20 protein-coding genes are annotated in these 26,345 nt (G+C 45.6%); 13 read left to right on the forward strand and 7 right to left on the reverse strand.

Annotated elements, in window-relative coordinates; genetic code table 11:
• Nucleotides 1-213: 213 nt before the first annotated feature.
• Together GO493_RS10405 and purE are read right to left on the reverse strand one after the other, a co-directional pair.
• Nucleotides 214-1,173: a PhoH family protein gene (locus GO493_RS10405; RefSeq protein WP_157306083.1), complete on the reverse strand. Its 960-nt coding sequence runs from the start codon at nt 1,171-1,173 to the stop codon at nt 214-216.
• Nucleotides 1,174-1,251: 78 nt separating this feature from the next.
• Entirely contained in the window at nt 1,252-1,707 is a 456-nt protein-coding gene (purE, locus tag GO493_RS10410) for a 5-(carboxyamino)imidazole ribonucleotide mutase (protein ID WP_157306084.1), read from the reverse strand.
• A gap of 233 nt (nt 1,708-1,940) precedes the next feature.
• Here purE and GO493_RS10415 point away from each other — a divergent pair, with 233 nt between their 5' ends.
• Entirely contained in the window at nt 1,941-4,136 is a 2,196-nt protein-coding gene (locus GO493_RS10415; RefSeq protein WP_157306085.1) for a sensor histidine kinase, read from the forward strand.
• A gap of 8 nt (nt 4,137-4,144) precedes the next feature.
• Nucleotides 4,145-4,540 (forward strand): response regulator, encoded by a 396-nt coding sequence (locus GO493_RS10420; protein WP_157306086.1) that lies wholly within the window; start codon nt 4,145-4,147, stop codon nt 4,538-4,540.
• 79 nt (nt 4,541-4,619) lie between these two features.
• On the opposite strand, the gene rpe is transcribed toward GO493_RS10420, so the two are convergent.
• The 5 genes from rpe to thrA form a co-directional block, all read right to left on the reverse strand.
• The gene (gene rpe / locus GO493_RS10425) at nt 4,620-5,279 is read right to left on the reverse strand and encodes a ribulose-phosphate 3-epimerase (RefSeq protein WP_157306087.1); all 660 of its coding nucleotides are present in this window, start codon (nt 5,277-5,279) and stop codon (nt 4,620-4,622) included.
• A 57-nt stretch (nt 5,280-5,336) separates the two neighbouring features.
• The gene (locus GO493_RS10430; RefSeq protein WP_157306088.1) at nt 5,337-6,344 is read right to left on the reverse strand and encodes a tetratricopeptide repeat protein; all 1,008 of its coding nucleotides are present in this window, start codon (nt 6,342-6,344) and stop codon (nt 5,337-5,339) included.
• A 71-nt stretch (nt 6,345-6,415) separates the two neighbouring features.
• Entirely contained in the window at nt 6,416-7,720 is a 1,305-nt protein-coding gene (thrC, locus tag GO493_RS10435; protein ID WP_157306089.1) for a threonine synthase, read from the reverse strand.
• A gap of 6 nt (nt 7,721-7,726) precedes the next feature.
• A complete protein-coding gene (locus GO493_RS10440) occupies nt 7,727-8,662 on the reverse strand; it encodes a homoserine kinase (RefSeq protein ID WP_157306090.1) in 936 nt (311 codons plus the stop codon).
• Between the two features lie 37 nt (nt 8,663-8,699).
• Entirely contained in the window at nt 8,700-11,147 is a 2,448-nt protein-coding gene (thrA, locus tag GO493_RS10445; RefSeq protein WP_157306091.1) for a bifunctional aspartate kinase/homoserine dehydrogenase I, read from the reverse strand.
• A gap of 588 nt (nt 11,148-11,735) precedes the next feature.
• Here thrA and GO493_RS10450 point away from each other — a divergent pair.
• The 11 genes from GO493_RS10450 to GO493_RS10500 all read left to right on the forward strand — a co-directional run bounded on the left by GO493_RS10450 (nt 11,736) and on the right by GO493_RS10500 (nt 26,299).
• Nucleotides 11,736-12,893, forward strand: a complete 1,158-nt coding sequence (locus tag GO493_RS10450) for a homogentisate 1,2-dioxygenase (RefSeq protein ID WP_157306092.1) — start codon at nt 11,736-11,738, stop codon at nt 12,891-12,893.
• A gap of 410 nt (nt 12,894-13,303) precedes the next feature.
• The gene (locus GO493_RS10455) at nt 13,304-14,959 is read left to right on the forward strand and encodes a cyclic peptide export ABC transporter (RefSeq protein ID WP_157306093.1); all 1,656 of its coding nucleotides are present in this window, start codon (nt 13,304-13,306) and stop codon (nt 14,957-14,959) included.
• A 134-nt stretch (nt 14,960-15,093) separates the two neighbouring features.
• Nucleotides 15,094-16,086: an aldo/keto reductase gene (locus GO493_RS10460; RefSeq protein ID WP_157306094.1), complete on the forward strand. Its 993-nt coding sequence runs from the start codon at nt 15,094-15,096 to the stop codon at nt 16,084-16,086.
• A gap of 28 nt (nt 16,087-16,114) precedes the next feature.
• Nucleotides 16,115-16,690 (forward strand): TlpA family protein disulfide reductase, encoded by a 576-nt coding sequence (locus GO493_RS10465; protein ID WP_157306095.1) that lies wholly within the window; start codon nt 16,115-16,117, stop codon nt 16,688-16,690.
• A gap of 364 nt (nt 16,691-17,054) precedes the next feature.
• Nucleotides 17,055-18,191 carry a 4-hydroxyphenylpyruvate dioxygenase gene (gene hppD, locus GO493_RS10470; protein WP_157306096.1) on the forward strand — a complete coding sequence of 379 codons (1,137 nt, stop codon included), beginning with the start codon at nt 17,055-17,057 and terminating at the stop codon, nt 18,189-18,191.
• Nucleotides 18,192-18,594: 403 nt separating this feature from the next.
• Nucleotides 18,595-19,350 carry a L,D-transpeptidase family protein gene (locus GO493_RS10475; RefSeq protein WP_157306097.1) on the forward strand — a complete coding sequence of 252 codons (756 nt, stop codon included), beginning with the start codon at nt 18,595-18,597 and terminating at the stop codon, nt 19,348-19,350.
• 162 nt (nt 19,351-19,512) lie between these two features.
• Nucleotides 19,513-20,088: a gluconate 2-dehydrogenase subunit 3 family protein gene (locus GO493_RS10480; RefSeq protein WP_157306098.1), complete on the forward strand. Its 576-nt coding sequence runs from the start codon at nt 19,513-19,515 to the stop codon at nt 20,086-20,088.
• 51 nt (nt 20,089-20,139) lie between these two features.
• Nucleotides 20,140-21,837 (forward strand): GMC oxidoreductase, encoded by a 1,698-nt coding sequence (locus GO493_RS10485; RefSeq protein WP_157306099.1) that lies wholly within the window; start codon nt 20,140-20,142, stop codon nt 21,835-21,837.
• A 96-nt stretch (nt 21,838-21,933) separates the two neighbouring features.
• Nucleotides 21,934-23,631: a GMC oxidoreductase gene (locus GO493_RS10490; RefSeq protein ID WP_157306100.1), complete on the forward strand. Its 1,698-nt coding sequence runs from the start codon at nt 21,934-21,936 to the stop codon at nt 23,629-23,631.
• Nucleotides 23,632-23,989: 358 nt separating this feature from the next.
• Nucleotides 23,990-25,330 (forward strand): hypothetical protein, encoded by a 1,341-nt coding sequence (locus GO493_RS10495; RefSeq protein ID WP_317165417.1) that lies wholly within the window; start codon nt 23,990-23,992, stop codon nt 25,328-25,330.
• Nucleotides 25,331-25,366: 36 nt separating this feature from the next.
• Nucleotides 25,367-26,299, forward strand: coding sequence for a hypothetical protein (locus GO493_RS10500; RefSeq protein WP_157306102.1), 933 nt, complete (start codon nt 25,367-25,369; stop codon nt 26,297-26,299).
• The last annotated feature ends 46 nt before the right edge of the window (nt 26,300-26,345 follow it).

Below are 26,345 nucleotides of genomic sequence, written 5' to 3' on the forward strand. Positions count from 1 at the left end.
AAATGTTCATTATAATACAGATTAACAAAAATAGGTGGAATGTAGAAATTTACAAAAAGCTGCTGCACGCACTTATGTAGTTCCCGGGATCCGCACCTGTTTTTGAAAATTGTTGGTTTCCCTTATTGTAAACCGGTATAGGCAAGGAAACACTATTAACAGTTTACTTTTGAGCGGTGAACATACTCAAAACGCTGTTAAAGAAGTGTTAATTTAGTGATCTTCCTTTTCCTTGGCTGCATCGTAAGCCCGTATGATAGCTTTTACCAGACGGTGCCTTACTACGTCTTCTTCATCGAGTTGCAGGTAACCGATACCATCAATATGTTTAAGGATACGGGTGGCTTTTTCCAGGCCGGACTTCTGATTTTTCGGAAGGTCTATCTGGGTAAGGTCACCGGTAATGATCGCTTTGGCGGATGCGCCTATACGTGTCAGGAACATTTTGAGCTGCAGTTCCGTGGCGTTCTGGGCTTCGTCCAGGATAATGAATGCATTATCGAGGGTACGTCCGCGCATATATGCCAGTGGGGCGATCTCTATCACACGATTGGTCATGAAATAGCTGAGCTTATCAGCGGGGATCATATCGTCCAGCGCGTCATACAATGGGCGCAGGTAGGGATCGATCTTTTCTTTCAGGTCGCCGGGCAGGAAACCAAGGTTTTCACCGGCTTCCACGGCAGGACGGGTCAGGATGATCTTCCTGACAGCTTTATTTTTAAGGGCACGTACGGCCAGAGCTACTGCAGTATAGGTTTTACCTGTACCGGCAGGGCCTATGGCAAAGATGATGTCATTTTTATCGGCCAGGGCCACCATTTTCTTTTGATTGGCTGTCCTTGCTTTTACGTTGCGGCCGTTAGGGCCAAATACCAGTATCTCACCGGAGTTACGGTCTTTGAAGTTGTCTACTTTTTCTTCATCTCCGAGAATCTGTTCAAAGTAGTTTTCGCTCAGATTGCCATTACGCTCCAGATAGGATATTATCTGCCCTATTTTTTCCTGGGCGGTGGCCACTTCTTCCGGAGCACCTGAGAGTTTGAGCTGAGTGCCTCTGGAAAGTATCTTCAGAAGGGGGAATTTTTTTTTCAGCAGGTCGAGTTTGCCATTATTGACCCCAAAGAACTCGATTGGGTTAATGCTGTCTAAGCTGATAATTGATTCTGTCAAGTGATTTGTTGTTTTAAACGTTTGAGGTTACTGTGAACCGGAGCCTGAAGCAAGGCTTCAAACTCCGGTATAAGTATCCTATAGTTTGTAACCTTGTTGTTTGAAGGCTTCCACTCTTTCTGCTATTGCAGGATTGCCCAGGGCCAGGATACGCGCTGCGAGTACAGCTGCATTTCTTGCACCGGCTTTACCTACTGCTAGTGTACCTACAGGCAGACCTGCCGGCATCTGTACGATGGAGTAAAGTGCATCAACGCCGCCAGGTAAACCGCCTTCCAGAGGTACTCCGAGTACAGGAAGGGAAGTATAGGCAGATACTACACCAGGCAGCGCTGCCGCCATACCAGCTGCGGCAATAACCACGCCAAAGCCTTTTTCCTGTGCAGTGATACACAGTTCTCTTACTTTGTCAGGGTTACGATGGGCAGATGCGACGATCATTTCGCCTTCAATATTAAAGAACTGTAAAAAATTCAGTGCTTCCTGCATTACAGGTTTGTCGCTTTCTGATCCCATTAAGATTAATACTTTCATTGCTATGCTAGATTTTTGTTTAAACATGTACCTGTGTCTCAAAGATATTCATCCTTTCAGACTTCCTGAAAACGGGAAATCCACATTCGTGGAAAACGCAAAATTACATGCTTTGAAGCTAAGCAGTATGCTTTTATTTTAAAGAATTATAATTCTGTACGCACTAAAAAGGACAGAATAGTTATTTTTGATAATATATTGATTATTTTTAAGGGATTATCGTACAGGAATTTATGAATGATGGAATCTTAGGCAATGTGCTGGCAGCCTTTATGCCCGCGCTTTTGCTGGATCTGCACGGTAACCTGTTGTACGTAAACGAGAATGCCTCCAAGCTGCTAAATTTGCGGGAAAGGGACGATCCGCCTGACAGGTACAGTGAACCAACTCATTATGATCATATTATAGGAAGCAGGACAGGTATGTACTGGCCTGTAATATCCCGTTTACCTGCCATGGGCCTTCCGGCCTGTGTAAACATGCGTTGTGGTGAACGCCGGATCCAATGGCAGCTTACCAGGGCAGACAAACACTACCTGCTTACGGGAAGTGAAACCGTTTATATTGAAGGTACCAATCTCTTCGACCACCTGCCTTTTGGTTTACAACAGTTCACAGATAACGGCATACATATACGGAGTAACCGGTTCCAGGACGGCATATGGAATGGGTTAGATCTTGCGCCGGCCCAACCGGGATATAATTTCTTTGATGAGCCGCTGTTCCTTGAAACAGGCCTCACCGCTATACTTGAGGATACCCTGAATACCGGGCAGACAACCTGTAGGAATATTCTGCTGGGCTACCGTAGTCATACGGGTAATAATATCACCCGTATCCTTCCTGCCTGGTACGAAGCCATAACCTTTACCTTTGCTGTTCAGGAAGAACGGCAATTATTCCTGATGCTGCGGGATATCACTACGCAGCAGCTCTCTACCATGCAGCTGGAAAAAAGCGCCAGGCTGCTTGATCTGATCATTGAGCATCTTCCCGTAGGCTATATACAGTTTGACCACTTCGGCTTTATACGCAGGATTAACCAGGCACAGCGTGAATTTTTCCAGTACCGTGGCGGACTGGAGGAGACGCACTACAATATCATGAACGATCCTTTTGCCCGGCTTTATGGACTGGATGAAATATTCCAGCAGGTAATGCTCAATAATGAGGTGCTACGGCTGGAGAAGCTGGTAGATTTTTCCAGGGATATGCAATGGACCGGGCAGGACAGGGAGATCTGGCTAGATCTTACCATTTTCCCCCTGCAGGACCCGGTAGATAAAGAGCAGATAGTGGTAATGCTGGTAAACGATATTACCGACAGCAAGCTGGAAAGCCAGATGCGTAACCAGCTGCAACGAAATACCGAACAGTTACGCCTGTTCTTTGATGCAGTAGACATGGGATATGCCAGGATGGAACAGGATGGTACCTTTAGCTTTGTGAACCGCAAAGCGGAGGAAATGGCCGGCCGCAGTATTGAACCTGGCAGTAATATTCACCAGCTGATACCGGAGCTGGGGCTGGAAGCCGCTTTTGAACTCCGTTTTACAGCCGCCCTGACAAGCGGGTTGTCAGAATCTTTCAGTGAGTATTTCCCTAACTGGGAGAAATGGTATGACTTTATGATCTCTCCCATGAAAGACGGCAGTGTATCCGTTTTTGTTCATGATATCACGGATAGCCGTAACATGCAGAGAGACCTCTCGAGGGTAAACCGTGAGCTGAATAAGCTGAACCGCAGCCTGGTTAACCAGAATCAGCAGCTGGAGGAATTTGCGCATATCACTTCCCATAACCTGCGGGCGCCTATCGCCAACCTGAAAGCGTTAATGCAGATGTATATGGATTCTGTAATAACTGATGAGAAAGAACAATACCTGTCACTTCTCCAGGAAGTAATACTAAAGATAGATGAAACACTTAATGACCTGGTAGATGTAGTACAGATCCGGAAAGATTTCAACGTAGAAAGGGAAGAGCTCCGGTTTACTGAACGGTTGCAGCATGTGAAAGATGTATTGCTGGTAGATATTGAAAAAAGCGGTATCCGGCTTACTACCAGTTTTGAAGCAGCTCCTGTATTGATGTTCCCACGCGTATACCTGGACAGTATCTTTCAAAACCTTATTACCAACGCTATCCGTTACCGTACGGATGAACGTATACCCTGCCTTCACCTGGAAAGCCGCAGGGAAGGCAGCCTCATCATACTCACTGCGGAAGATAATGGCGTGGGCATAGATATGGAACGCTTTGGCAGTAAGCTTTTTGGCTTCCGGAAGACTTTTCATAAGAATAAAGACGCCAAGGGCCTGGGGCTTTTTATCACCAAAACACAGGTAGAGGCAATGGGGGGAAGTATCCGTGCAGAAAGTACGCCCGGCCAGGGTACAAAATTTATTATTACCTTTAAAACTGAATAGGTCCCTGTATGCAATTGCTTAAAATGATCTTCATAGTAGATGATGATCCGATACATCAGCAGATCGCCAACATTATGATACGCCGTCAGGGCATAGGCGAAAACGTTCGGGCATTTTCCGATGCCCAGGATGTCCTGGATTATCTCCGCCAATACCATTACGAGCCCGATCTTCTGCCGGACCTGATCCTTCTTGACCTGAACATGCCCGTAATGGACGGCTGGGAGTTCCTGAATGACTATGCCGGATTCTACCAGAACCTGTCCAAGCAAATAGGTATTTTCGTACTTACTTCTTCTATTGATGATAAAGACAGGAAGAAAGTAGACAATTATTCCTTTGTGAAGGGCTATCTCACCAAACCACTTTCTAACGAGATCATTACCAAACTGCAGGAAAGCTGACTACTTTCCGTCTGAAAATGAGATTGCCCCAAAAGCCGGTAATAAACAGGCTTTTGGGGCAATATCGTTCCCTTTTATCTCAGGCGTTCTTTAACGCAAGTATTGTTGCTTCAGGATCTTTTGATGAAAATACCGTACTGCCTGCTACCAGTACATTTGCTCCAGCGTCCAGGATGGCTCCGGCATTTTCTGTTGTAATACCTCCGTCTACTTCTATTACGGCATGTGCTGTACTGGATGCGATCAGTTCTCTTAGTTGCCTGATCTTTTCCAGGCTTTTGGGAATGAAGTGTTGTCCGCCAAAACCGGGGTTCACGCTCATAATGAGCACCAGGTCCAGGTCATTGATCACATTTTCAAGCAGGTGGACGGGAGTATGCGGGTTCAGCGCTACACCGGCTTTCATGCCCAGACCTTTGATCTGTTGTATGTTCCTGTGCAGGTGGGTACAGGCTTCATAGTGAACGGTCAGAATATCAGCGCCTGCTTTTTTAAAGTCTTCTGCATATTTCTCCGGCTCTTCTATCATGAGATGCACGTCGCATATCTTCTTTGTTGCTTTCCTGATATGTGAGATCACGGGTAGTCCAAAACTGATATTGGGTACAAAGCGTCCGTCCATTACATCCAGGTGCAACCAGTCAGCCGAACTGCGGTTGAGCATATCTACTTCCTTGCCCAGCTCCAGGAAATTGGAGGCCAGGAGGGAAGGGGCAATCAATGTATTTCTCTTTTCCAAAGCCAGTCATTTAAAGGGTATAAATATAAGTTTAAACGCGAAAAACTGCTCAAAAAATCATTTCTTCAGCTTATCCAATGCAGCCTTTGCCTCAGGATAATCTTTGCGGAAACTCATTGCCTTTACATAATCGTCAAATGCTTCATCTTTACGTCCCAGTTTCTCGTGGCATTGTGCGCGGTAATAATATGCTTCTGCATTGGCCGGAGATACTTTAGCAGCCATATTAAAATACCTGAAGGCTTCCTGCCATTGCTGTTGTTTGAAATTGATCCTGCCAAGCGCCATGTAAGCGCTCTCATTATCGGGATCGGCAAGGATGCTGTTCTTATAGGCGACAATAGCATCAGCTTGTTTACCTGCCAGTATATAGCTTTCTGCCATGGCCAGCAGCGGATCGGCATTGACGGAATCCAGCTTTGCTGCCAGTTTGTAATAGGTGATAGCTTCTGCTGAGCGTCTACTTTGCAGGAGATCTCCCAGTTCCATAACGGCGTCATAATCGCTCTGCATGCCACCGGCGGCGATAGCAGTGGTCAGATGCTGAATGGCCTGGCTGGTATCTTTATTATCTTCCGCAATACGGGCTTTCAGGTAGAAGGCTTTATCGCGTGTACCTGCGGATGCGGCCAGTACTGTTGCCAGGCTATCTGCAGAAGTATATTGTTTATTATCTATCATAGCTGCCGCCAGCCTGTATTGGAGGTAAGGATATCCTGGCGCAATTTCCAGCGCTTTCTGAAAATGAGCTATTGCCTGCGGATATCTTTCCAGTATCAGCGCAGCTTCTCCAGCGCCGGCCCAGAAGTCTGTCACAGCGGGTTTTAGTTGTGCGGCTTTTTCAAAATCTTTTTGTGCGAGGGCGGGATCTGTATTAAAGAGCATCAGCGCCCGGCGGAAGTATAGTCCCTCGTTATTGGGGAACTGCCTGATAGAATCTGTTAAGGGCAATACCATTTCGGTATACAGGGATGAATCTGCTCCTTTGGTGTCCTGTTGCTTTGTAGGATCGGACTGGCAGGAGAAAAGGACAGGTAATGATAAAATGAGGATCAGGTATTTCATAAGGCAATATTATATAAAATGGCTGACCTTTTGGGTCAGCCATTTTATGATGTTCATTATTGCATGCCGGATCAGTTGGCAGTCAGCCAGCTTTTCAGTGCGTTATAATCGTCAGGCAGCTGTACTGCCTTTTTTTCCAGGTTGTAGAGGGACTTTACCCTGTCAGGTGTAACTATCTTATCCTGAAGTGAAGCGGGTGCGGTATCTGCAAATTTTACCGGGTGAGCTGTTTCCAGGAATACGCCTGCAACACCGGTCTGCTGTGATTGCTGCAGATATTGTTGTAAGCCGAGGTAGCCTACTGCTCCGTGAGGGTCCAGCATATATCCATGTTCCTGCCATACTTTTTCCATTGTAGCAGCAGTCTCTTTATCATTGAAGCTATAGGAGGTCAGTTTCTGCTGTAAGGCAGGCAGGCTATTGGCAAACAGCTGCAGTATCCTTACAAAGTTACTGGGATCGGCTACGTCCATTGCATTGGAAAGTGTAGGCAGCGCCTGATGAGGCTCATATTTGCCTGATTGCATGAACCTTGGCACGGTATCATTTACGTTGGTGCTGGCTATGAAATGCGCTATGGGCAGGCCCATAGCGGCAGCCATCATACCGGCGCAGATATTCCCGAAATTACCGCTTGGTACGGAGAACACTACATCCGGATGAGTTGCTTTCAGTTGTTTATATGCCAGCAGGTAGTAAAACATCTGTGGCAGCCAGCGGGCTACGTTGATGGAGTTGGCGCTGGTGAGCAGGCAATGGGCCTGCAGTTCTGCATCCAGGAAGGCGGTTTTCACCATCCGTTGACAATCGTCAAAAGTACCTGCTATTTCCAGCGCGGTGATGTTACCGTTCAGGGTGGTCAGTTGTTTTTCCTGTAAAGTGCTTACTTTACCGGAAGGGTAGAGGATCACCACCCTTACTCCGGGCACATTATAAAAGCCATGTGCCACAGCGCCGCCGGTATCGCCGGAAGTGGCTACCAGCACTGTTACCGGGCGGGTATCATTCCTGCGGAAATAACCCAGGCAGCCTGCCATGAAGCGTGCGCCTACGTCTTTGAAGGCCAGTGTGGGGCCATGGAAGAGCTCAAGAGAATAGATATTACCTGCTACTTTCTCTACCGGGAAGGGGAAGCTCAGTGTGTCCGCAATAATGCGGCGCAGTTCAGCTTCGGGTATCTCATTACCTACAAAAGGTTGTATTGCGGTGTAGGCGATGTCCAGGTCATTCTGTTTTTCAATAGCATCTAAAAAGTGCTGATCAAAAGCCGGGATGCGTTCAGGAAAGTAGAGTCCTTTATCCGGTGCTAATCCCTGTACAACTGCATCTTCGAACGAAACTACATGCTCTTTATTCTGTAAACTGAAGTATTTCATTAGTCTTTAGGCTTTTGTTATTTTCACTCCCTGCGTGTTTATTTGAGATACGTGTATTTTATAATCCACTCCCAGTGGTGCATACACGGTGTCCATCATGGCTGCTACCTTGCGGGCATTCTCTTCGCCTCTGCTCAGCATAAATACGGAAGGGCCGGAACCGGAGATACCTCCGCCCAATGCTCCTGCTTCCTTGCATTTTACTTTCAGTTCATAAAACGCAGGGATGAGGATAGCGCGTACCGGTTCAACGATCACATCTTCCAATGCGCGGCTGATCAGTTCATAGTTTTCCTGGTAAAGACCTGCTACGAGGGCGCCTACGTTGCCCCACTGGCGGATAGCGTCTGTCATCAGTACTTTCTGTTTCAGTATCTCGCGGGCATCGGAGGTTTTTACTTCTATCTGCGGATGGATCACAGTTACCCAGAGCTCAGACGGTGTATGCAGCGCTGTTATATCCAGTGGTTTATAGCTTCTTACCAGGGTAAAGCCTCCCATGATGGCAGGAGCTACGTTGTCTGCATGTGCAGCGCCACTGGCCAGCCTTTCACCTTCCATGGCGAAACGTACCAGTTGTTTCTGTGTAAAGGGATTGCCCAGCAGGTGGTTGGCACCTGCTACTGCTCCGGCAGAGCTGGCGGCACTGGAACCAATACCGCTGCCGGGAGGGATATTCTTGAAAAGCTCAAGCTCAATACCTGCTTCCGGCTGACCTAACTTCTGCAGCAGTGCCTGTATGGCTACGCCGCATACGTTCTGTGCAGGATCTGTAGACAGGTTGGCGCCGTGTACAGCGGTGATAGTCACTCCTGGTTTATCGCTGAGGCGCATGATGAACTCATCGCCGGGAGCATCCATAGCCAGCCCTATTACATCAAAACCGCAGGCTACGTTGGCAACGGTAGCCGGGGCGAATACTTTTATACAGTCATTTCCCATCGGGAGTTCAGTTTTAAAATGTTTTACTACAATTCAATTATCTCGCAGACCTGATGATATCGGCAAATATACCTGATGCCGTTACATCTGCTCCCGCACCGGCGCCTTTGACGATAAGCGGTTGCTGTGAATAACGGTTGGTGGTATAAAGAACGATGTTGTCTTTCCCCAGCAGATTGAAGAAAGGATGGTCAGGAGCGATGGATTGCAGGCCAACGGAAGCTTTGCCATTCTCATACTTTGCGACGAACTTCAGGCGTTTGCCTTCGGCATCGGCCTGTTTGCGAAGTTGCAGGAAATGATCGGCATGTACGTCCAGCTGTTCATAGAAAGCATCCACAGATGGAGCATTCAGCGCTTCAGCGGGGAGGAATGAATGGTTGGTAATATCATCCAGCTCCATTACGACGCCGCTTTCACGGGCCAGGATCAGGATCTTGCGCATTACGTCCACACCACTCAGATCTATTCGTGGATCCGGCTCTGTATAACCTTCGTCCTGTGCTGCTTTTACCACTTCACGGAAGCTCGCGCCATTTACGAAGTTGTTGAACACGAAGTTCAGGCTGCCGCTCAGTACTGCTTCTATGCTGTTCACTTTGTCACCACTGCGGATCAGGTCATTCAGTGTGTTGATCACTGGTAAGCCTGCGCCTACATTCGTTTCAAAGAGGAAGGAAGCATTGAACTTCCTGGCCAGGTCCTTCAGGCTCTTATAGTAACTATAATCTGAAGAGCAGGCAATCTTGTTACAGGTTACCACGGAAATACCATGCTGCAGGAATTCTCCGTAGACAGCTGCGACTTCTGCACTTGCTGTATTATCAACAAATACGCTGTTACGAAGGTTGAGTGATTTTATTTTCTGAACGAAGGCTTTCATGTCTGTAGCCTCTCCGTTTTCCAGTAATACTTTCCATTCCGGCAGGTTAATGGATTCATGTCCGAAGGCCATTTTGCGGCTGTTGGCAATACCTGCCACACGTATATGCAGTCCCAGCTCATTCATCAGGTAGCTGTGCTGCTGGTTCAGCTGTTCTATCAGTTTTCCGCCTACATTACCCACGCCGGCAATGAATACGTTCACCTGTTTCAATGGCGTTTCAAAGAAGGCTTCATGTATAACGTTGAGCGCTTTCTTTACATCATTTTTATTGATCACCACAGAGATGTTCTTTTCTGTAGAACCCTGTGCTATAGCGCGGATGTTCACCGCGTTGCGTCCCAGTGCGGCAAACACTTTACCGCTGGTGCCGTGGTGGTTCTTCATCTTATCGCCTACTACTGCCACAATAGCCATATCTCTTTCTACGGAGAGCGGTTCTATGCGTTTCTCCAGGATCTCCTGTGAGAATTCGCTATCTACTGCGGTTTTGGCTTTCAGCATATCTGCTTCATGTATACCTACAGTGATTGAGTGTTCTGAAGAGCTTTGGGTGATCAGGATGACGTTGATCTTTTCCAGGAGCAGGGCTTCGAACAGGCGTTTGGAAAAACCCGGGATACCCACCATGCCGCTACCTTCAAGGGTAAGCAGGGCTATTTTCTGAATGCCACTGATACCGGTAACGGGGTAGCTGCGGTTATTTCCGTCCTGTGTATGTATTAAGGTTCCATAATCGTCCGGTGCAAAGGTATTTTTGATCCAGATAGGAATACGTTTGTTCATGACCGGTTGTATGGTTGGGGGGTAGATCACTTTGGCCCCGAAGTGGGAAAGTTCCATTGCTTCCTCATAGCTGATATGTGCAATGGGAATGGCCTGCGATACCAGTCTTGGATCGGCGGTCATCATACCGCTTACGTCAGTCCATATATCCAGTACTTCAGCATTTACGGCTGCGGCTACGATAGCGGCGGTATAATCGGAACCTCCGCGGCCCAGGGTAGTGGTTTCTCCTTCTGAAGTGGCGGCCACAAAGCCTGGTAATACGAAGTAATCGGCTGTTTCCTGCTGAAAATACTGGTTAGCCTGGTGATTGGTGGCAATGAAGTTCACGGCAGCGTTGCCGAAGACATTATCAGTCACAATGAGCTCGCGGCTGTCTTTCCAAACGGCATTCAATCCGTTTGATCTTAGTTTTTCTGCCAGGAGATAGGAAGATACCAGTTCTCCGAAGCTCATGATCTTATCCAGCGACCTGCTACTTAATTCCCCTACCTGGAAGATGCCGTCGCAGAGAGTATCCAGGGTATTCAGTCTTTTCTTTACCTGGCTTATGAGGCCACTTTGAGCTGTAATAGGGAATAAGGTACGGATGGTTTCCAGGTGTTTGTTCTCAATTTCCTGTAAAACGTCTTTATATTGTTCCTGTCCTTGTCCGGCCAGCTGTCCGCATTGGATCAGCTTATCGGTAATGCCGCTCATGGCAGAGGCAACGATGATAAAACGACCCTGGGGTTTTTTATGTTGTATGATATTACAAACCTGATCTATTGCCTGGGCGCTTCCCATGGAAGTACCGCCAAATTTTAATACTTGCATGTCTTTGATGTTAATACGTAATAATCCTGGTCCTTTCCTTTTACCGGTGGTTACCACTTTTGTGGTCGTTGGATGATATGTGAAAATTAACCCCGCAGTGGGGTTGTAATAGATGTAATTGTAATAGTGCTGATGCCTGCACCGGGGATGGTGCGGGATACAGAAGTGAAGTATGTAGCAAATGTTAGCACTATTGTTAATTTACTTTTCGCAAACAAAAGTCGGGAATTACTTTTGAATTAGCAAATGAATTGTCAAAGTTTTGAAATTATTTAAAATAAGACAGGGAAAATTGTGATAATTTCCGGGTAAAAAGAGACAGTGGACAAGTAGTTGAATTTAAGCTTTTTCAACAGGCTGCAGGTCAAATCACCCCGAATTCCCTTATATTTGTTTGTAACCACGTTATCCATGCCTTATTTCCGCAATTTCACGTACCATATAGACAAACGCCGGTGGAAGTATTGTTTCCTGGTGGAAGGTATAGTCAGCCGGTAGAAATAATTCCTTTACAGAAGTATTGTCATTGAATTGTCATACAAGTTCAGGTTTGCGAATAATCTCCCCGGCCTGATAAAATCCTACATTATGCCTCATTATCATAAACTGGGAAATATCCCCCACAAACGTCATACGCAATTCCGTAAACCGGATGGTTCATTGTATTCAGAACAGCTCTTTTCTACAGAAGGCTTTTCTTCCAATTCTACTTTACTTTACCACTGTCATCCGCCTACAGAGATACTGAAAGTAGATAAACCTTATAGTGTTGCACCGCGGATAGCGGAAGAAAAGATGTTGAAGCACCGTAGTTTCCAGGGTTTCAATATCCAGCCGGTAAATGATTTCCTGAAAAGCCGTAAACCGGTGCTGGTTAACAGTGATTGTCATATTGTGCTGGCTGCGCCCAGTCAAAGCATGACAGACTACTTCTATAAAAATGCGGATGCAGATGAGTTGATCTTTATTCATGAAGGTTCCGGCGTACTGCATACACAATATGGTCAGCTGCCCTTCGGTTATGGGGATTACCTGCTGGTGCCCCGTGGTACCATCTACCAGATCAAATTCACGGGTACTGAGAATCGCCTGTTCATCGTAGAGTCCTTTAGCCCTATCCGTTATCCGAAACGCTATCTCAGCCAGTACGGACAGTTACTGGAACATGCGCCTTATTGTGAAAGAGATATCAGGCAGCCACAAAACCTGGAAACAATTGATGAAGCGGGAGATTTTCTCATCCGTATCAAAAAGAAAGGCGTTATGTATCCGATACACTATGCTCATCATCCTTTCGATGTGGTTGGATGGGATGGATGCGAGTATCCTTTTGCTTTTTCCATTCATGACTTTGAACCCATTACAGGCAGGGTGCATCAACCGCCTCCGGTGCACCAGACATTTGAAGGACATAATTTTGTAGTATGCTCTTTCTGTCCAAGACTGTTCGATTATCACCCGGAATCAATTCCTGCTCCATATAATCATAGTAACATTGACAGTGATGAAGTACTCTATTATGTTGATGGTGATTTCATGAGTCGTAAACATGTTACAAGGGGGATGATCACACTGCATCCCGGAGGCATTCCGCACGGCCCTCATCCCGGCGCTGTAGAAAAAAGTATTGGTGCAAAGGAAACAAAAGAGCTTGCCGTAATGGTAGATACTTTTCACCCTTTGCAGATCACCGAAGATGCGCTGGGTATAGAAGATGAAGGGTATGTGATGAGCTGGGCCGAATAATAGCCGTATAATATATAACCCTGAAAGCTGCGTGAAACACGTACTTTCAGGGTTCGTCTTTTACGGAATTGTTATGAAATAAATTTCTGTTTAAAAAACACTTTATCAAAGCTTAAAAATTGTCTTCTTATTTAGTTTCTGTTGTTCAATTCCTATTGTGTACCTGCCGCAGGAAGGCATAAGTATTTTATTAAGAATATGGTTAAAAGCATGTATATTGAGCAGAGGTCCTGATGGAAATTCATAAGACATAAAGTTTGACCCGACCCTCATTAGGTTTAATAATGTTTGTTAATAAAAAAGACAGTAATGCAGCATAAACCCGGAACACGATTGTTCTTATTGCATTTTGCCGGTAGCAGTTGGAACTGCCCGGAAAGAATTACCCAATCTCCCAAAAAACTATCACAATGAAAAATAATGCCTTTAAAGGCAAAAATACGCGTATGGTCCCTGTCAGGCTCATGGTGGGATATACTGTACTGGCTGTTATTTCAGGGCTGTCAGGCTTTGCCTTTATTTCAACAGTCAACAAAGTGATCAGCATGTCTATCAGCACTGATATTTCCCGTCAACTGAATTTTTACCTGGCCATTTTTATAGGAGCTACTATTATCTTTTTTATAACCCGCAGGTGGCTGTCGGCTGGTATCATCTATCTTTCCCAGAACATTTACTGGGGAATAAGGCGGGATGTCATAAATCTGGTATTAAAAGCGCCTTACAGAAAGCTGCAGGAATATAAAGGAGAGGTCTATTCTACACTCACCGCAGATGTGGCCAATGTAACCAATGCTTCTTTTATGGTGATCACATTTTTCTCCGCTATTATCCTGATCATTTCCTGCCTGATCTATATGGCTTTCCTGTCACTCATATTATTTGGTATTAGTTGTTGTGTAATTGTAGCTGGTATTGCATTATACCTGCTCCGGTCAAGGAAAAGCAATGAACAGTTTAAAGTGGTGAGAGAACTGGAGCGTAATTTTATTAACGGCTTCAATACCATTCTGGGTGGCGCCAAAGAGATCAGTGTAAATCCGAAGAAAGGTACGGATATCTATGAAGGATACCTGTCGGATATTATGGACCGTGGAGAAAAGACCAATACTAAAGCATTCCTGAAATACCTGAACAGTGAGCTGATCTCTGAGATGCTGTTTTATTCCCTGATCACATTCATTCTTATTTATTCCGGGAATATTTTTCATATTCCATTGGGTACTATTGTCAACTTTGTATTTGTCCTGCTATACCTGATGGGGCCCATTGTAAGCGTCATGACCATTATGCCGGCCATGAACAGGGCCACGGTATCGTTGAAGAAAATGTCTGAGCTCCGTACAGCGCTCCGCAGCTCTACAGAAGGATATGATACCGAAATGGCCGGTACGGAAAAATATCACGGTTTCAGGAGCCTGGAAATAAAGGATTACTCATTCTCTTTCGGTGAAGAGAAATTCTCTGTAGGACCAGTCAATATGAACATTAACAGGAATGAGATAGTATTTATACACGGTGGCAACGGTGCCGGCAAAACAACATTTATCAATACTATTCTTAAGCTGTATGATATAGAGGATGGTAAGGTATATGTTGATGGTCAGCAGGTCCCTCAGGATGAAATGGATTGTTTGAAATCCATGTTTTCTCCCGTCTTCAGTGATTTCTTTCTCTTTGATAATTTCTATGGCATTAAAGATGTAAACCTGGAGAAAGCCGCACGCTATATCAGGATATTTGAACTGGACGAGAAAGTGCTCATACGGAATGGCCGTTTCTCAACCATAGACCTTTCTACTGGTCAACGTAAGCGCCTGGCCCTGATCAATGCATTGCTGGAGAACAGGCCTATCATTGTGCTGGATGAATGGGCGGCTGACCAGGACCCCCACTTCAGAAGAAAATTCTATAAAGAGATCCTTCCTATGATCTCCCGGGAAGAAGATAAAACAATTATTGCCATCACACATGACGACAGGTATTTCCACCTGGGAGATAAGCTTATGAAAATGGAGTATGGGCAGCTCATTGAGATAAATAAGACACAGCTGGACAATGTCTGATATGACTTTTTCCATTCACTTTTCGACCGGGCACGGACTATCTAAATTTGTAGTATCCAGGGAGACCTGGCCGGTTTGCTGAAAAGTAATAATTCTCTACATTAGTACGAATTATAACATAAAAGCAAATAATTATGGAGTACAGGCAATTAGGTGAAAGTGAACTGAAGGTTTCAGCCATCACTTTCGGCGCATGGGCTATCGGAGGCTGGATGTGGGGCGGCAGTGAGCGTAAGGATGCTGTTGCGGCGATCCGTGCCTCAGTAGAAGAAGGTGTTACATCAATAGATACTGCTCCTATCTACGGACAGGGGCTGAGCGAAGAGATCACCGGCGAAGCACTGAAAGGAATTGACCGTAGTAAGGTACAGGTCCTCACCAAATTCGGTATGCGCTGGGACCTTGCCAAAGGTACGCTGGCGTTTAAAAGCAAGGATAATGATGGTAAGGACATAGATATCTATAAATACTCCGGAAAAGAGAGTGTGATCCTGGAATGTGAGAACAGCCTGAAACGCCTGGGTACAGATTATATTGACCTTTACCAGATCCACTGGCCGGATGTAACTACACCTGTTGATGAAACTTTTGAAGCGGTATTACGCCTGAAAGAACAAGGTAAGGTACGTGAGGTGGGCGTTTGTAATTATAATGTGTCCCTGATGAAGGAAGCTGACAGCGTTGTAAAACTGGCATCCAACCAGGTGCCTTTCAGTATGGTGGAAAGGGCTATAGAAGAAGAGCTGGTGCCTTATACTGTAGCTAATAAAAAAGGTATCCTGGCTTACAGCCCTTTACAGAGAGGTATACTGACAGGTAAGATAGCGCCGGGACATAAATTTGGAGAGGGCGATCATCGGCCTGCTACTAAATTCTACCAGCCAGAAAACCTGAAACGCATCAATGCTTTCCTGGATGAGATCCGGCCGATGGCTGAAAGTAAAAGCGTTTCCCTGGCTCAGCTGGTGATCCGCTGGACTATAGACCGTCCGGGTATTACCGTAGCGCTGGTAGGTGCCCGTAATGCAGAACAGGCCATACAGAATGCAAGGGCAATCAATGTAAAACTGAGTGCAGAAGAGATTAAGTTTATTAATGACAGGTTATATAAAGTCGAATTAGTATAAACTTACTATTCAGCGTTATCTTTGGCTCATGAAACTGAAGTCCTTTTTTTCAAATATTTTTTCCGGGTTGCTCCTGCTTCTGGTTATACTGATGTTTGTCAATCCCTCCGTGAAAGCTACCATGATGCAGGGGTTAATGAAAATAGGATTTTTCAGACCTTCACTTCCCAAAACAACGGAATCGGCACCATTGGCTGCAGATGTTTCTTTTGATGACGGATCTGGAAAAGAGATATTGCTGTCTTCTTTAAAAGGGAAAGTGGTGTTCCTGAATTTCTGGGCTACATGGTGCCCGCCCTGCAGGGCGGAAATGCCTTCCCTGAATACTTTATATGAGAAGTACAGGAATGATAAGAATGTTATATTCCTCACGGTAGATACTGATGGCAATTATAAAAAAGCGAAAGCTTTCATGCAGAAGCATAAGTATTCACTGCCGCTGTATGTGGCTACCAGCCGGATACCGGGAGAGTTGCTGGAAAGGTCTATTCCTACTACCGTGATCCTGAATAAAAAAGGGCAGATCGCTTTTCGTCATGAGGGAGCTGCAGATTACAGCAATGCTGAGTTTATAAAGTATTTTGGAGAGTTTATTAAGAAATAACCTCTCAGGAAACCGGCCCTGCCGAAGGCAGGGCCGGTTTCCTGAGCAATTTAAATTTGTTTATTGCAACCCTAAATCCTAATATTGCATTAGTAACTATTTCATGCATCTTCTGCATACATATCATATAAAATCTGATCAGCGCCACAGTAAATACTATTTCCTGATGGCTACGCTGGCCATGGATGCTGCCCGGGCTTAGGCGCAGGTATGATATTGCCTTCGGGCGTATTCTCTTCCCATATTTATATCTTTTTACGTCCGGATCCAGTGGATTTACCTGCCATTACCTCAATACGTGCGTATTAATCAATTGTCATAAACCAATCTCATACACCAAAACTTTCTAAAATCCTCCATTATTATGCATACTATTACAGATGCTGCCGGGTTGGCCGCTACTGCCAATGCGCAGGACTTTCTACCATTAAATGGTACTGATTATGTAGAATTCTATGTAGGCAATGCCAAACAGGCTGCCCACTATTACAAAACCGCTTTTGGTTTTCAGTCGCTCGCCTATGCAGGTCCTGAAACCGGTGTGAAAGATCGCGCTTCCTATGTACTGGTGCAGAACAAACTCCGTTTTGTATTAACTACTCCCTTAAATGGCAATAGTGACGTGGCCCGTCATATCCAGGCCCATGGAGACGGTGTAAAAGTACTGGCCCTCTGGGTAGATGACGCCCGCTCCGCTTTTGAAGAGACCGTTAAAAGAGGCGCCAAACCATATATGGAGCCGGTAGAAGAGAAAGACGAGTTCGGTACTGTAGTACGCAGCGGTATTCATGTGTACGGTGATACTGTGCACCTGTTCGTGGAGAGAAAGAACTACAATGGCCCTTTCCTGCCTGGATATAAGGAATGGAAAACCACTTACAATCCTTCAGAAACCGGCCTGCTGTATGTAGATCACTGCGTAGGTAATGTGGGTTGGAATGAAATGAACACATGGGTAAAATTCTACGAAGATGTGATGGGGTTCCGCAACCTGCTGTCTTTTGATGATAAAGACATTTCAACTGAGTATTCTGCCCTGATGAGTAAAGTGATGAGCAATGGAAACGGCCGGGTGAAATTCCCGATCAATGAGCCGGCTGAAGGCAAAAAGAAATCCCAGATCGAAGAATACCTTGATTTTTATGGTGGTCCTGGTGTACAGCACGTGGCCATTGCTACCAACAATATTATACAGACCGTAACAGACCTGCAGAACAGGGGAGTAGAGTTCCTGAAAGTACCGGGTTCTTATTATGATACTCTGCTGGACAGGGTAGGACATATTGATGAAGACCTTCTGCCTTTAAAGGAACTGGGTATCCTGGTAGATAGGGATGATGAAGGCTATCTGTTACAGATCTTCACTAAACCGGTGCAGGACAGACCTACAGTTTTCTTTGAGATCATTCAGCGTAAAGGCGCTAAGTCTTTTGGTAAAGGTAATTTCAGAGCACTGTTTGAATCCATTGAAAGAGAGCAGGCGCTGCGAGGCAACCTGTAAAAACCTCTCACTCGCTATATTTTAACATATCATTAAAACGGCTTTAGCTACTGGCTAAAGCCGTTTTTTTTATTTTCTCCCACTTTAAGGGTATGCAATTCTTCAGGAATTTAAAATAATTTGCATAAGAGTTCGTTTTCTATGAGAGTACAAACATTGTTGGGCGTTTTATTTGCATTAGGCGGGATATTTCAGTGCATAACAGCTATATTGATCTACCAGGGCCATCGTCATTATATTTTAAGGTTCGCAAACAGGAAGGTTGGTATGGTTATATATATTATTTTTGCACTATTACTGTTCTTCCTTGCTTATACAACATTTAATGCGCAACCTTCGCAAAGTGTTCCCGTAAGAGCGGCTTAACAGTAATGTGAAATTGTAAAATTGTGTTAAAATATCTATGAAGCAGGTCGTTTTAGCCATACTCATGCTGGTGGGAGTAGGCAGTTTGCATGCTCAGCCTCAGCAATCGTTCCTGGATAATCAGAAGATGTTTCCAAAGGTAGGCGTTGCCTACCGTGAAAAAGAGGAACAACTGAAGAAAGAATTTGAAAAGAAAGGATTAACCTACCCGGCAAAATATATTTTCCTGCGTTCCTTTAAGCTGGACAGTGAACTGGAGATCTGGGTAAAGAACAGTGTCACCGACACTTTCCGCCTGTTTAAATCCTACCGTGTATGCACGCTTTCCGGAAAAATGGGGCCTAAACGTAAAGAGGGGGACAGACAGGTACCGGAAGGATTCTATTACATTAACGACTTCAATCCCAACAGCAACTATCATTTATCATTGGGAATCAATTATCCCAACTTTGCCGATAAGATACTCAGCGATGCCAAAAAGCCCGGAGGTGAAATCTATATTCATGGCAGTTGCCTGACCATAGGTTGTATTCCGCTGACAGACGAGTTTATTGAAGAAGTATATATCCTGGCGGTAAACGCTAAGAATGCAGGACAGGACTTTATTCCCGTACATGTATTCCCGGTAAAATTCGGCAACTTCCGCTCTATGGAGTATCTCAACAACTTCCCGAATGCTGACAGCTCCTCCCAGAGCCTATGGGCTGATCTGAAAGGCGCTTATGAATATTTCGAAAAGAATCATAAGCTCCCTGTAGTAACTGTAGACAGCAAAGGCAAATACATTCTCTGATCAATCTCAACAAAATGGATAGAAAGGGCGTTTCGTTTATTGCGAAACGCCCTTTCACATTTTTCCCCTTTGCTCCTTCTTTTTCTTCCATTTAATTATTTTTTTTATGAAAAGTCAATTTTTTTTCGAAACTTGGGCTAAAGGTCAAATCAATTTACTATTATGAACAGAAGAGATGCCATCCGGAACGTTGCCATTTTGCTCGGCACCGCCATTTCCGCGTCCACGTTATCAGCCCTGGAAGGCTGTAACCCAAAGGGCCCTGACAACTATGCCCTGAAGGCGCCCGAAACGAAGAAGATCCTGGCCGAAATTGCGGAGACCATCATTCCGGAAACAACCACTCCCGGCGCAAAAGCTGCCAAAGTGGACGAGTTTATTGTGTTGATGCTGAACGACTGCTATAAACCGGAAGATCAGCAGCTTGTACTGGACGGGCTCAAGAAGCTTAACGAAGCAAGTGATAAACAGTACAAAAAACCATTCGTTGACCTGACAGCAGAACAGAAAACAGAACTGCTTACCGCTGTAGATAAGGAAAGAGTGGACTACAATAAACGGGAGAACAAAAAGGAAGGAGATCCTGCACATTACTTCCAGATCCTGAAAGAACTGACCCTCACAGGTTATTTCACTTCCGAACCAGGTGCTACCAAGGCGCTTCGCTATGTACCTGTTCCGGGCAAGTTTGAAGGCTGTATCCCTTATACAAAGGGGGAAAAAGCATGGGCTGTATAATGCCCCCGTTATGAAGGAAGTATTAGTGTGTATCAATTAAATCAAAATTCCATGAATTTGAATATCAAAGCGCAGGACCAGAATACCTACGATGCAATCGTTATAGGCTCTGGTGTAAGCGGCGGATGGGCAGCAAAGGAGCTCACAGAAAAGGGACTGAAAGTATTAATGCTGGACAGGGGTAAACCACTGGAACACGTTAAGGATTACGATACCGCAACAAAAGACCCATGGGAATTCCCTCATCGCGGCAGGATCACGGTAGATCAGCGTGAAACCCACCCTAAACTGAGCCGTGACTATCCATATAGTGAACATAACGAGAAATTCTGGATCAACGATTCCCAGAGCCCATATAATGAAGTAAAACGCTTTGACTGGTACCGTCCGGACATTGTGGGTGGTAAATCCATCATGTGGGGCCGCCAGTCTTACCGTTTGAGCGATATAGACTTTGAAGCCAACCTGAAAGACGGGATTGCTGTTGACTGGCCTATCCGTTATAAGGACCTGGCGCCATGGTATGATTATGTTGAGAAATTTGCCGGTATCAGCGGACAGGCAGAAGGTCTGCCTCAGCTGCCGGACGGACATTTCATGCCGGCCATGGAAATGAACTGCGTGGAGAAAGAAGTGAAGAAACGCGTAGAAGCGCAATTCAAGGAACGCAGGATCACGATGGGCCGTGTTGCCAACATTACCCAGCCGCTGCCTGGCCGTACCAACTGCCAGTACCGCAACCTGTGCAGCCGCGGATGTCCCTTCGGTGCATATTTCAGCACCCAGTCATCCACACTGCCCGCAGCAGTAGCTACCGGCAACCTGACCCTCAGACCTGACAGCATCGTGAACTCCATCATCTATGATGAAAAACAAAGCAAAGCCACCGGCGTTCGCGTAATCGATAAGCATACCAAGCAGATGGTAGAATACTACGCGAAGATCATCTTCGTGAACGGCTCTACCCTGGGTACCACCTTCGTGCTGATGAACTCCACCTCCAGCCGTTTCCCTAACGGTCTGGGCAATGACAGCGGCGTACTGGGTAAATACCTGATGGACCACCACTTCCGTACAGGTGCTTCCGGTCGTATGGAAGGCTTTGATGACAAATATTTCTTCGGTCGCCGTGCCAACGGTATCTATATTCCCCGTTACCGCAACATTGGCGGTGATAAGCGCGATTACCTGCGTGGTTTCGGTTACCAGGGGGGCGCAAGCAGAAGCGGATGGTCCCGCGGTATCGCAGAAATGGGTGTTGGTAAAGACTTTAAAGATATGCTGTCAGAACCAGGTACCTGGTCAATGGGACTGGGAGGCTTCGGAGAATGTCTGCCTTATGAAGATAACAAGGTAACACTGGATAATTCCGTGAAAGACGCCTGGGGACAACCAATCCTGAAGTTCGATGCAGAGTTCAAGGAGAACGAAATGAAGATGCGTAAGGATATGATGAACGATGCTGCCGAAATGCTGGAAGCAGCAGGTCTGAAAGATGTACACACTTATGATGGCGGTTCTTATCCGGGTATGGCTATCCATGAAATGGGTACCGCACGTATGGGCCGTGACCCTAAAACATCTATCCTCAATGGCTGGAACCAGGTACATTCAGTGAAGAACGTGTTTGTTACAGATGGCGCGTCCATGACTTCAGCCGCCTGTGTGAACCCGTCTCTGACCTATATGGCCATGACCGCCAGGGCAGCAGACTATGCCGTAAAAGAACTGAAAAAAGGAAATATCTGATTCTCTTCCATAACAAAATGACGGATGATGAAAGCTGTCAGGATATTTTTTATTCGCAGCCCCATCATTCGTCATTTTTCATTTTAAGCAGATCCTATGCATCTCAACATCAGAGCAGAAAAAGAAAATACCTACGACGCTATTGTTGTAGGATCGGGCATAAGTGGAGGATGGGCAGCGAAAGAGCTGTGTGAGAAAGGCCTTAAAACATTGGTGCTTGAACGCGGCAGGAATGTAGAACATATAAAAGACTACACCACCGCAATGCTTGCTCCCTGGGAGTTTCCACACCGTTTACGGAATACGCTGGAAGTCCGGGAAGACTATCCCATTCAGAGTCAGTGCTACGCATTTGACGAAGCTACCCAGCAATTCTGGGTAAACGATAAGGAAAACCCCTACAACCAGGTGAAGCCCTTTAACTGGCTCAGAGGATACCAGGTAGGAGGCCGTTCCCTGATGTGGGGCCGGCAGGTATACCGCTGGAGCGATATCGACTTTGAAGCCAATGCTAAAGACGGATTCGGTACAGACTGGCCAATACGTTATAAAGACATTGCTCCCTGGTATGATTATGTGGAAACATATATTGGCATCAGCGGACAGGCGGAAGGACTACCACAGCTACCGGACGGTAAGTTCCTGAAAGCAATGGAAATGAACTGCGTGGAAAAGCATGTTGCCGCCAGGATAAAAGAACGCTTTAACGATCGCATTATAACTATCGGCCGGGCGGCGCATGTCACCGAAAAACATAATGACAGAGGGCCCTGCCAGTTCCGTAATCTCTGCGCCAGAGGATGCCCTTTCACCGGGTATTTCAGCAGTAATGGAGTAACATTGCCGGCAGCAGCTAAAACAGGCAACCTCACTCTGCGTCCTGATTCCATTGTACTGGAAGTCCTGTATGATGAACAGAAAGGTAAAGCCAGCGGGGTACGCATCCTGGATGCACATACCAACCAGACTGTTGATTATTATGCTAATATCATTTTCCTGAACGCCTCTACGTTAGGTACCGCGCACATACTGTTGAATTCCGTATCCAACCGTTTCCCTAACGGCTTTGGTAACGATAGTGAACAGGTTGGGCATAACCTGATGGACCACCACTACGGTGTAGGCGCCTGGGGAGAGTTTGAAGGGTTTGAAGACCAGTATTACAGCAGCGGCCGCCGGCCCAACGGGATTTACATTCCCCGTTTCCGTAACATCAGTGAAGCCACTAAACGTAAAGATTATGTACGTGGTTTCGGTTACCAGGGTGGAGCAGACCGTGACCGTGGATTACCATATGAAGGTATAGGCGCCGGGCTTAAAGATGCGCTCTCTGTACCAGGCAAATGGAGCATGGGAATTGGCTCCTGGGGAGAGCACCTGCCTTATTACGAAAACAAGGTGACACTGAATAAGAATAAAAAAGACAAGTATGGACTGCCAACCCTGGATATAGATTGCTCATTCAAAGAAAATGAACTGGCTATGCGTAAGGATATGGCGGAAAGTGCGAAAGAAATACTGGAAGCCGGCGGACTGAAGAATGTACAGACATACGATGGAATGCCGCCTCCGGGCCACTGTATCCATGAAATGGGTACAGCCCGCATGGGACGCGATCCTAAAACATCGGTACTGAACGGCTGGAACCAGGTACATGCTGCAAAGAATGTATTCGTTACAGACGGAGCATGTATGGCTTCCTCTGCCTGCCAGAACCCGTCTATCACTTATATGGCGCTGACAGCAAGAGCTTGTGATCATGCAGTAAGCGAATTGAAAAAGGGAAATCTGTAATCCTTTTGCTGAACTTCTTTTATCCGGCCTCTGGCCGGGCCCTCCTCTTAAAAAATGCTTTTGCCAGCTGGCAAAAGCATTTTTTTAAGCATTAATGACTGATATATAGCACGATTGTGTTATCAAGCGGCGGCCAAATGATTTATACTTTTGCGATAACGTAAGCAGATGTACGAGAAAAGCTTATAGCCCTATCATTGTAAACGTTTCTATACCTACCTTGTTCCGGCTATAATTCAGAAACAGTATAGTTTTTTTGCATTGTAATCAACCCTATATGTACCATTACATTATTGGCTTTTTATTTTTGATGACACCGTGTGTGTCTTTAGCAACCTGTTTTAATGGGGACAGCACTGTGCAGAAAACAGTACAGGTGCCGGATAAATATCTGTCGCAGGTCACTAATAAATCACAACGTGTAGAAGAGCAGGTGAACAGGCGCTCTGCAAAGGCCCTTGATCGCATGATCCGTCAGGAGAAGAAGATGAAGGCCAGATTATGGAAGGTAGATTCCGTAGCAGCAAAGAATATTTTCACCCGCTCCATTGATAGTATGGGAAGTCTGAAAGCAGGGCTGAAAAATAAAGTGATGGGTAAATTACCTTTAGGCAGTGGCGCTGGTGGCGCTTACCTGGATACCCTGCAGAACTCACTGAAATTCCTGAATGGTGCCGATAGCAAACTAGGGGTATCGAAAGATAAGCTGGGACGGGCTTCACAAAGCGTGCAGGACCTGCAGGGGAAACTACAGCAGGCAGACCAGATCAAGGCTTATATCCGTGAACATAAACAGGAGCTGAAACAGCAGTTATCCCAATATACAGGTTTCACAAAAGACCTGCAGAAATACAATAAGGAAGCTTATTACTACGGTCAGCAGATAAATGAATATAAAGCAGTCCTGAAAGATAAAAAGAAGGCAGAGGCAAAAGCAATGGAGATGCTGAAAAAAGTCCCTGCCTATAATGATTTTATCAAAAAGAACTCCCAGCTGGCAAGCTTGTTTAACCTGGCTGGCAGCAGCAGTGCACAGAGCCTGGAGGGATTACAGACCCGTTCACAGGTAGAACAGCTGGTACAGCAGCGCCTGGGAAATAATCCTGCGGCACAGCAGGCGGTAAGTCAGCAGATGGAGCAGGCGCGTTCTCAGTTCAATGAACTGAAAAGTAAATTCCCCGACCTGGATAATGCAGGAGATATGCCCGACTTCAAACCCAATGAAATGAAAACCAAAAGCTTCCTGCAAAGGCTGGAATTCGGGGGTAACATACAGTTCCAGAAATCCAGCCGTTATTATCCTACCACAACAGATATTGCAGGACAGGTAGCTTACAAATTCCATAAGAATGGCAGTATAGGTATAGGCATTGCCTATAAGCTGGGCATGGGTACCGGTTGGGACCATATTGCGTTCAGTCATAGGGGAGTAGGAGTTCGTTCATTTATGGATTGGAAACTGAAAGGGACCTTTTATGCCAACGGAGGTTTTGAACAGAACTATATGTCTGCCTTTGCACAGGCCAGTGATCTGAAGAACTGGAGCGGCTGGCAGGGGAGTGCCTTGCTGGGTATCAGCAAGAAGTATAAGATCAGTGGTAAAATGAAAGGAAACATTATGTTGCTGTACGACTTCCTTGCGGGACGGAATGTCCCGGCTACAAACGCTCTTAAACTGAGAATGGGATATACCTTTTAACGACTTCTTTTGGATTTTAAGTAACATGTACATACTATGAAGAGATTTTTAAGCTATGCTATCATTTTGTTAGCTCTTTGCGCCAGCCAGTCAACTTTTGCCCAGGTTACAGGTACATTCACAGTACAGGGTGATGGAACGAAATTTTATCCGGTTATATTTTATGATGGTGGATGGGATAATAACATCGCCTCCGAACTGGAAATAGGCCGTTCTATTATTCACAAGAACCCTAACGATTGGTGGGGAACTATCATTGCAAAGTTCAGGTATCACGTAACTGCCTGGGGACATGGGTCCAACTTCATTGATGCAGATATCCGTCAGAAATTCGGTAACCCGAATATTGCCCTGGTAGGAGGTTGGAGAGATATAACTGCGGGTAATGGTGGTCATCAGATAATGATCTGGTTGCGTGGTAGTACTCCCTATTATTATAAATCTGATTATGCAGTTAATCCTGTTGTATATGATGGTGTTGCCAACCCGGTTACGTATCAGGAAGTAAACGGTCCGGTTCTTACGTTTAAAACAACTCCTGATGAATACGTTAATCCCCAGGGTATGAGCTACCAGAATACCGCTTACTTCAATGATCCTGGCGTTAACTTTTTTGGAGGAAAGATAGGCATCGGCACTACCAACCCTGGTGAGCATAGGCTGGCTGTTGAAGGATCTGTCGCTGCCCGCAGGATAAAAGTAACAACATCGTCTACATGGGCAGACTTCGTATTTGACTCTGCTTATAAATTACCTTCCTTACAGGAAGTGGAGAGCTATGTAAAAACAAACAAACATTTGCCGGAAGTTCCCTCTGCCAAAGAGGTAAAAGAAAATGGGATAGATGTTGGAGAAATGAATAAAGTATTGTTGCAAAAGATAGAAGAGCTGACATTGTACATCATTGAACTGAAAAAAGAGAATGAAGCAATGGATAAGCGCTTGCAGCGGCTTGAAGGAAAAAAATAATACCTGAGATCTAACAGATCATGATTCCGGAAAACAGAAATTATGA

It is taken from the genome of Chitinophaga tropicalis (genome assembly GCF_009758205.1).
GTDB classification, from domain to species: Bacteria; Bacteroidota; Bacteroidia; order Chitinophagales; family Chitinophagaceae; genus Chitinophaga; species Chitinophaga tropicalis.

Bases quoted from the DNA above. Each gene is read 5' to 3' on its own strand.
- purE (WP_157306084.1), bottom strand. From the start codon at position 1,707: ATGAAAGTATTAATCTTAATGGGATCAGAAAGCGACAAACCTGTAATG.
- GO493_RS10415 (WP_157306085.1), top strand. From the start codon at position 1,941: ATGAATGATGGAATCTTAGGCAATGTGCTGGCAGCCTTTATGCCCGCG.
- GO493_RS10420 (WP_157306086.1), top strand. From the start codon at position 4,145: ATGCAATTGCTTAAAATGATCTTCATAGTAGATGATGATCCGATACAT.
- GO493_RS10430 (WP_157306088.1), bottom strand. From the start codon at position 6,344: ATGAAATACCTGATCCTCATTTTATCATTACCTGTCCTTTTCTCCTGC.
- thrC (WP_157306089.1), bottom strand. From the start codon at position 7,720: ATGAAATACTTCAGTTTACAGAATAAAGAGCATGTAGTTTCGTTCGAA.
- GO493_RS10440 (WP_157306090.1), bottom strand. From the start codon at position 8,662: ATGGGAAATGACTGTATAAAAGTATTCGCCCCGGCTACCGTTGCCAAC.
- thrA (WP_157306091.1), bottom strand. From the start codon at position 11,147: ATGCAAGTATTAAAATTTGGCGGTACTTCCATGGGAAGCGCCCAGGCA.
- GO493_RS10450 (WP_157306092.1), top strand. From the start codon at position 11,736: ATGCCTCATTATCATAAACTGGGAAATATCCCCCACAAACGTCATACG.
- GO493_RS10455 (WP_157306093.1), top strand. From the start codon at position 13,304: ATGAAAAATAATGCCTTTAAAGGCAAAAATACGCGTATGGTCCCTGTC.
- GO493_RS10460 (WP_157306094.1), top strand. From the start codon at position 15,094: ATGGAGTACAGGCAATTAGGTGAAAGTGAACTGAAGGTTTCAGCCATC.
- GO493_RS10465 (WP_157306095.1), top strand. From the start codon at position 16,115: ATGAAACTGAAGTCCTTTTTTTCAAATATTTTTTCCGGGTTGCTCCTG.
- hppD (WP_157306096.1), top strand. From the start codon at position 17,055: ATGCATACTATTACAGATGCTGCCGGGTTGGCCGCTACTGCCAATGCG.
- GO493_RS10475 (WP_157306097.1), top strand. From the start codon at position 18,595: ATGAAGCAGGTCGTTTTAGCCATACTCATGCTGGTGGGAGTAGGCAGT.
- GO493_RS10480 (WP_157306098.1), top strand. From the start codon at position 19,513: ATGAACAGAAGAGATGCCATCCGGAACGTTGCCATTTTGCTCGGCACC.
- GO493_RS10485 (WP_157306099.1), top strand. From the start codon at position 20,140: ATGAATTTGAATATCAAAGCGCAGGACCAGAATACCTACGATGCAATC.
- GO493_RS10490 (WP_157306100.1), top strand. From the start codon at position 21,934: ATGCATCTCAACATCAGAGCAGAAAAAGAAAATACCTACGACGCTATT.
- GO493_RS10500 (WP_157306102.1), top strand. From the start codon at position 25,367: ATGAAGAGATTTTTAAGCTATGCTATCATTTTGTTAGCTCTTTGCGCC.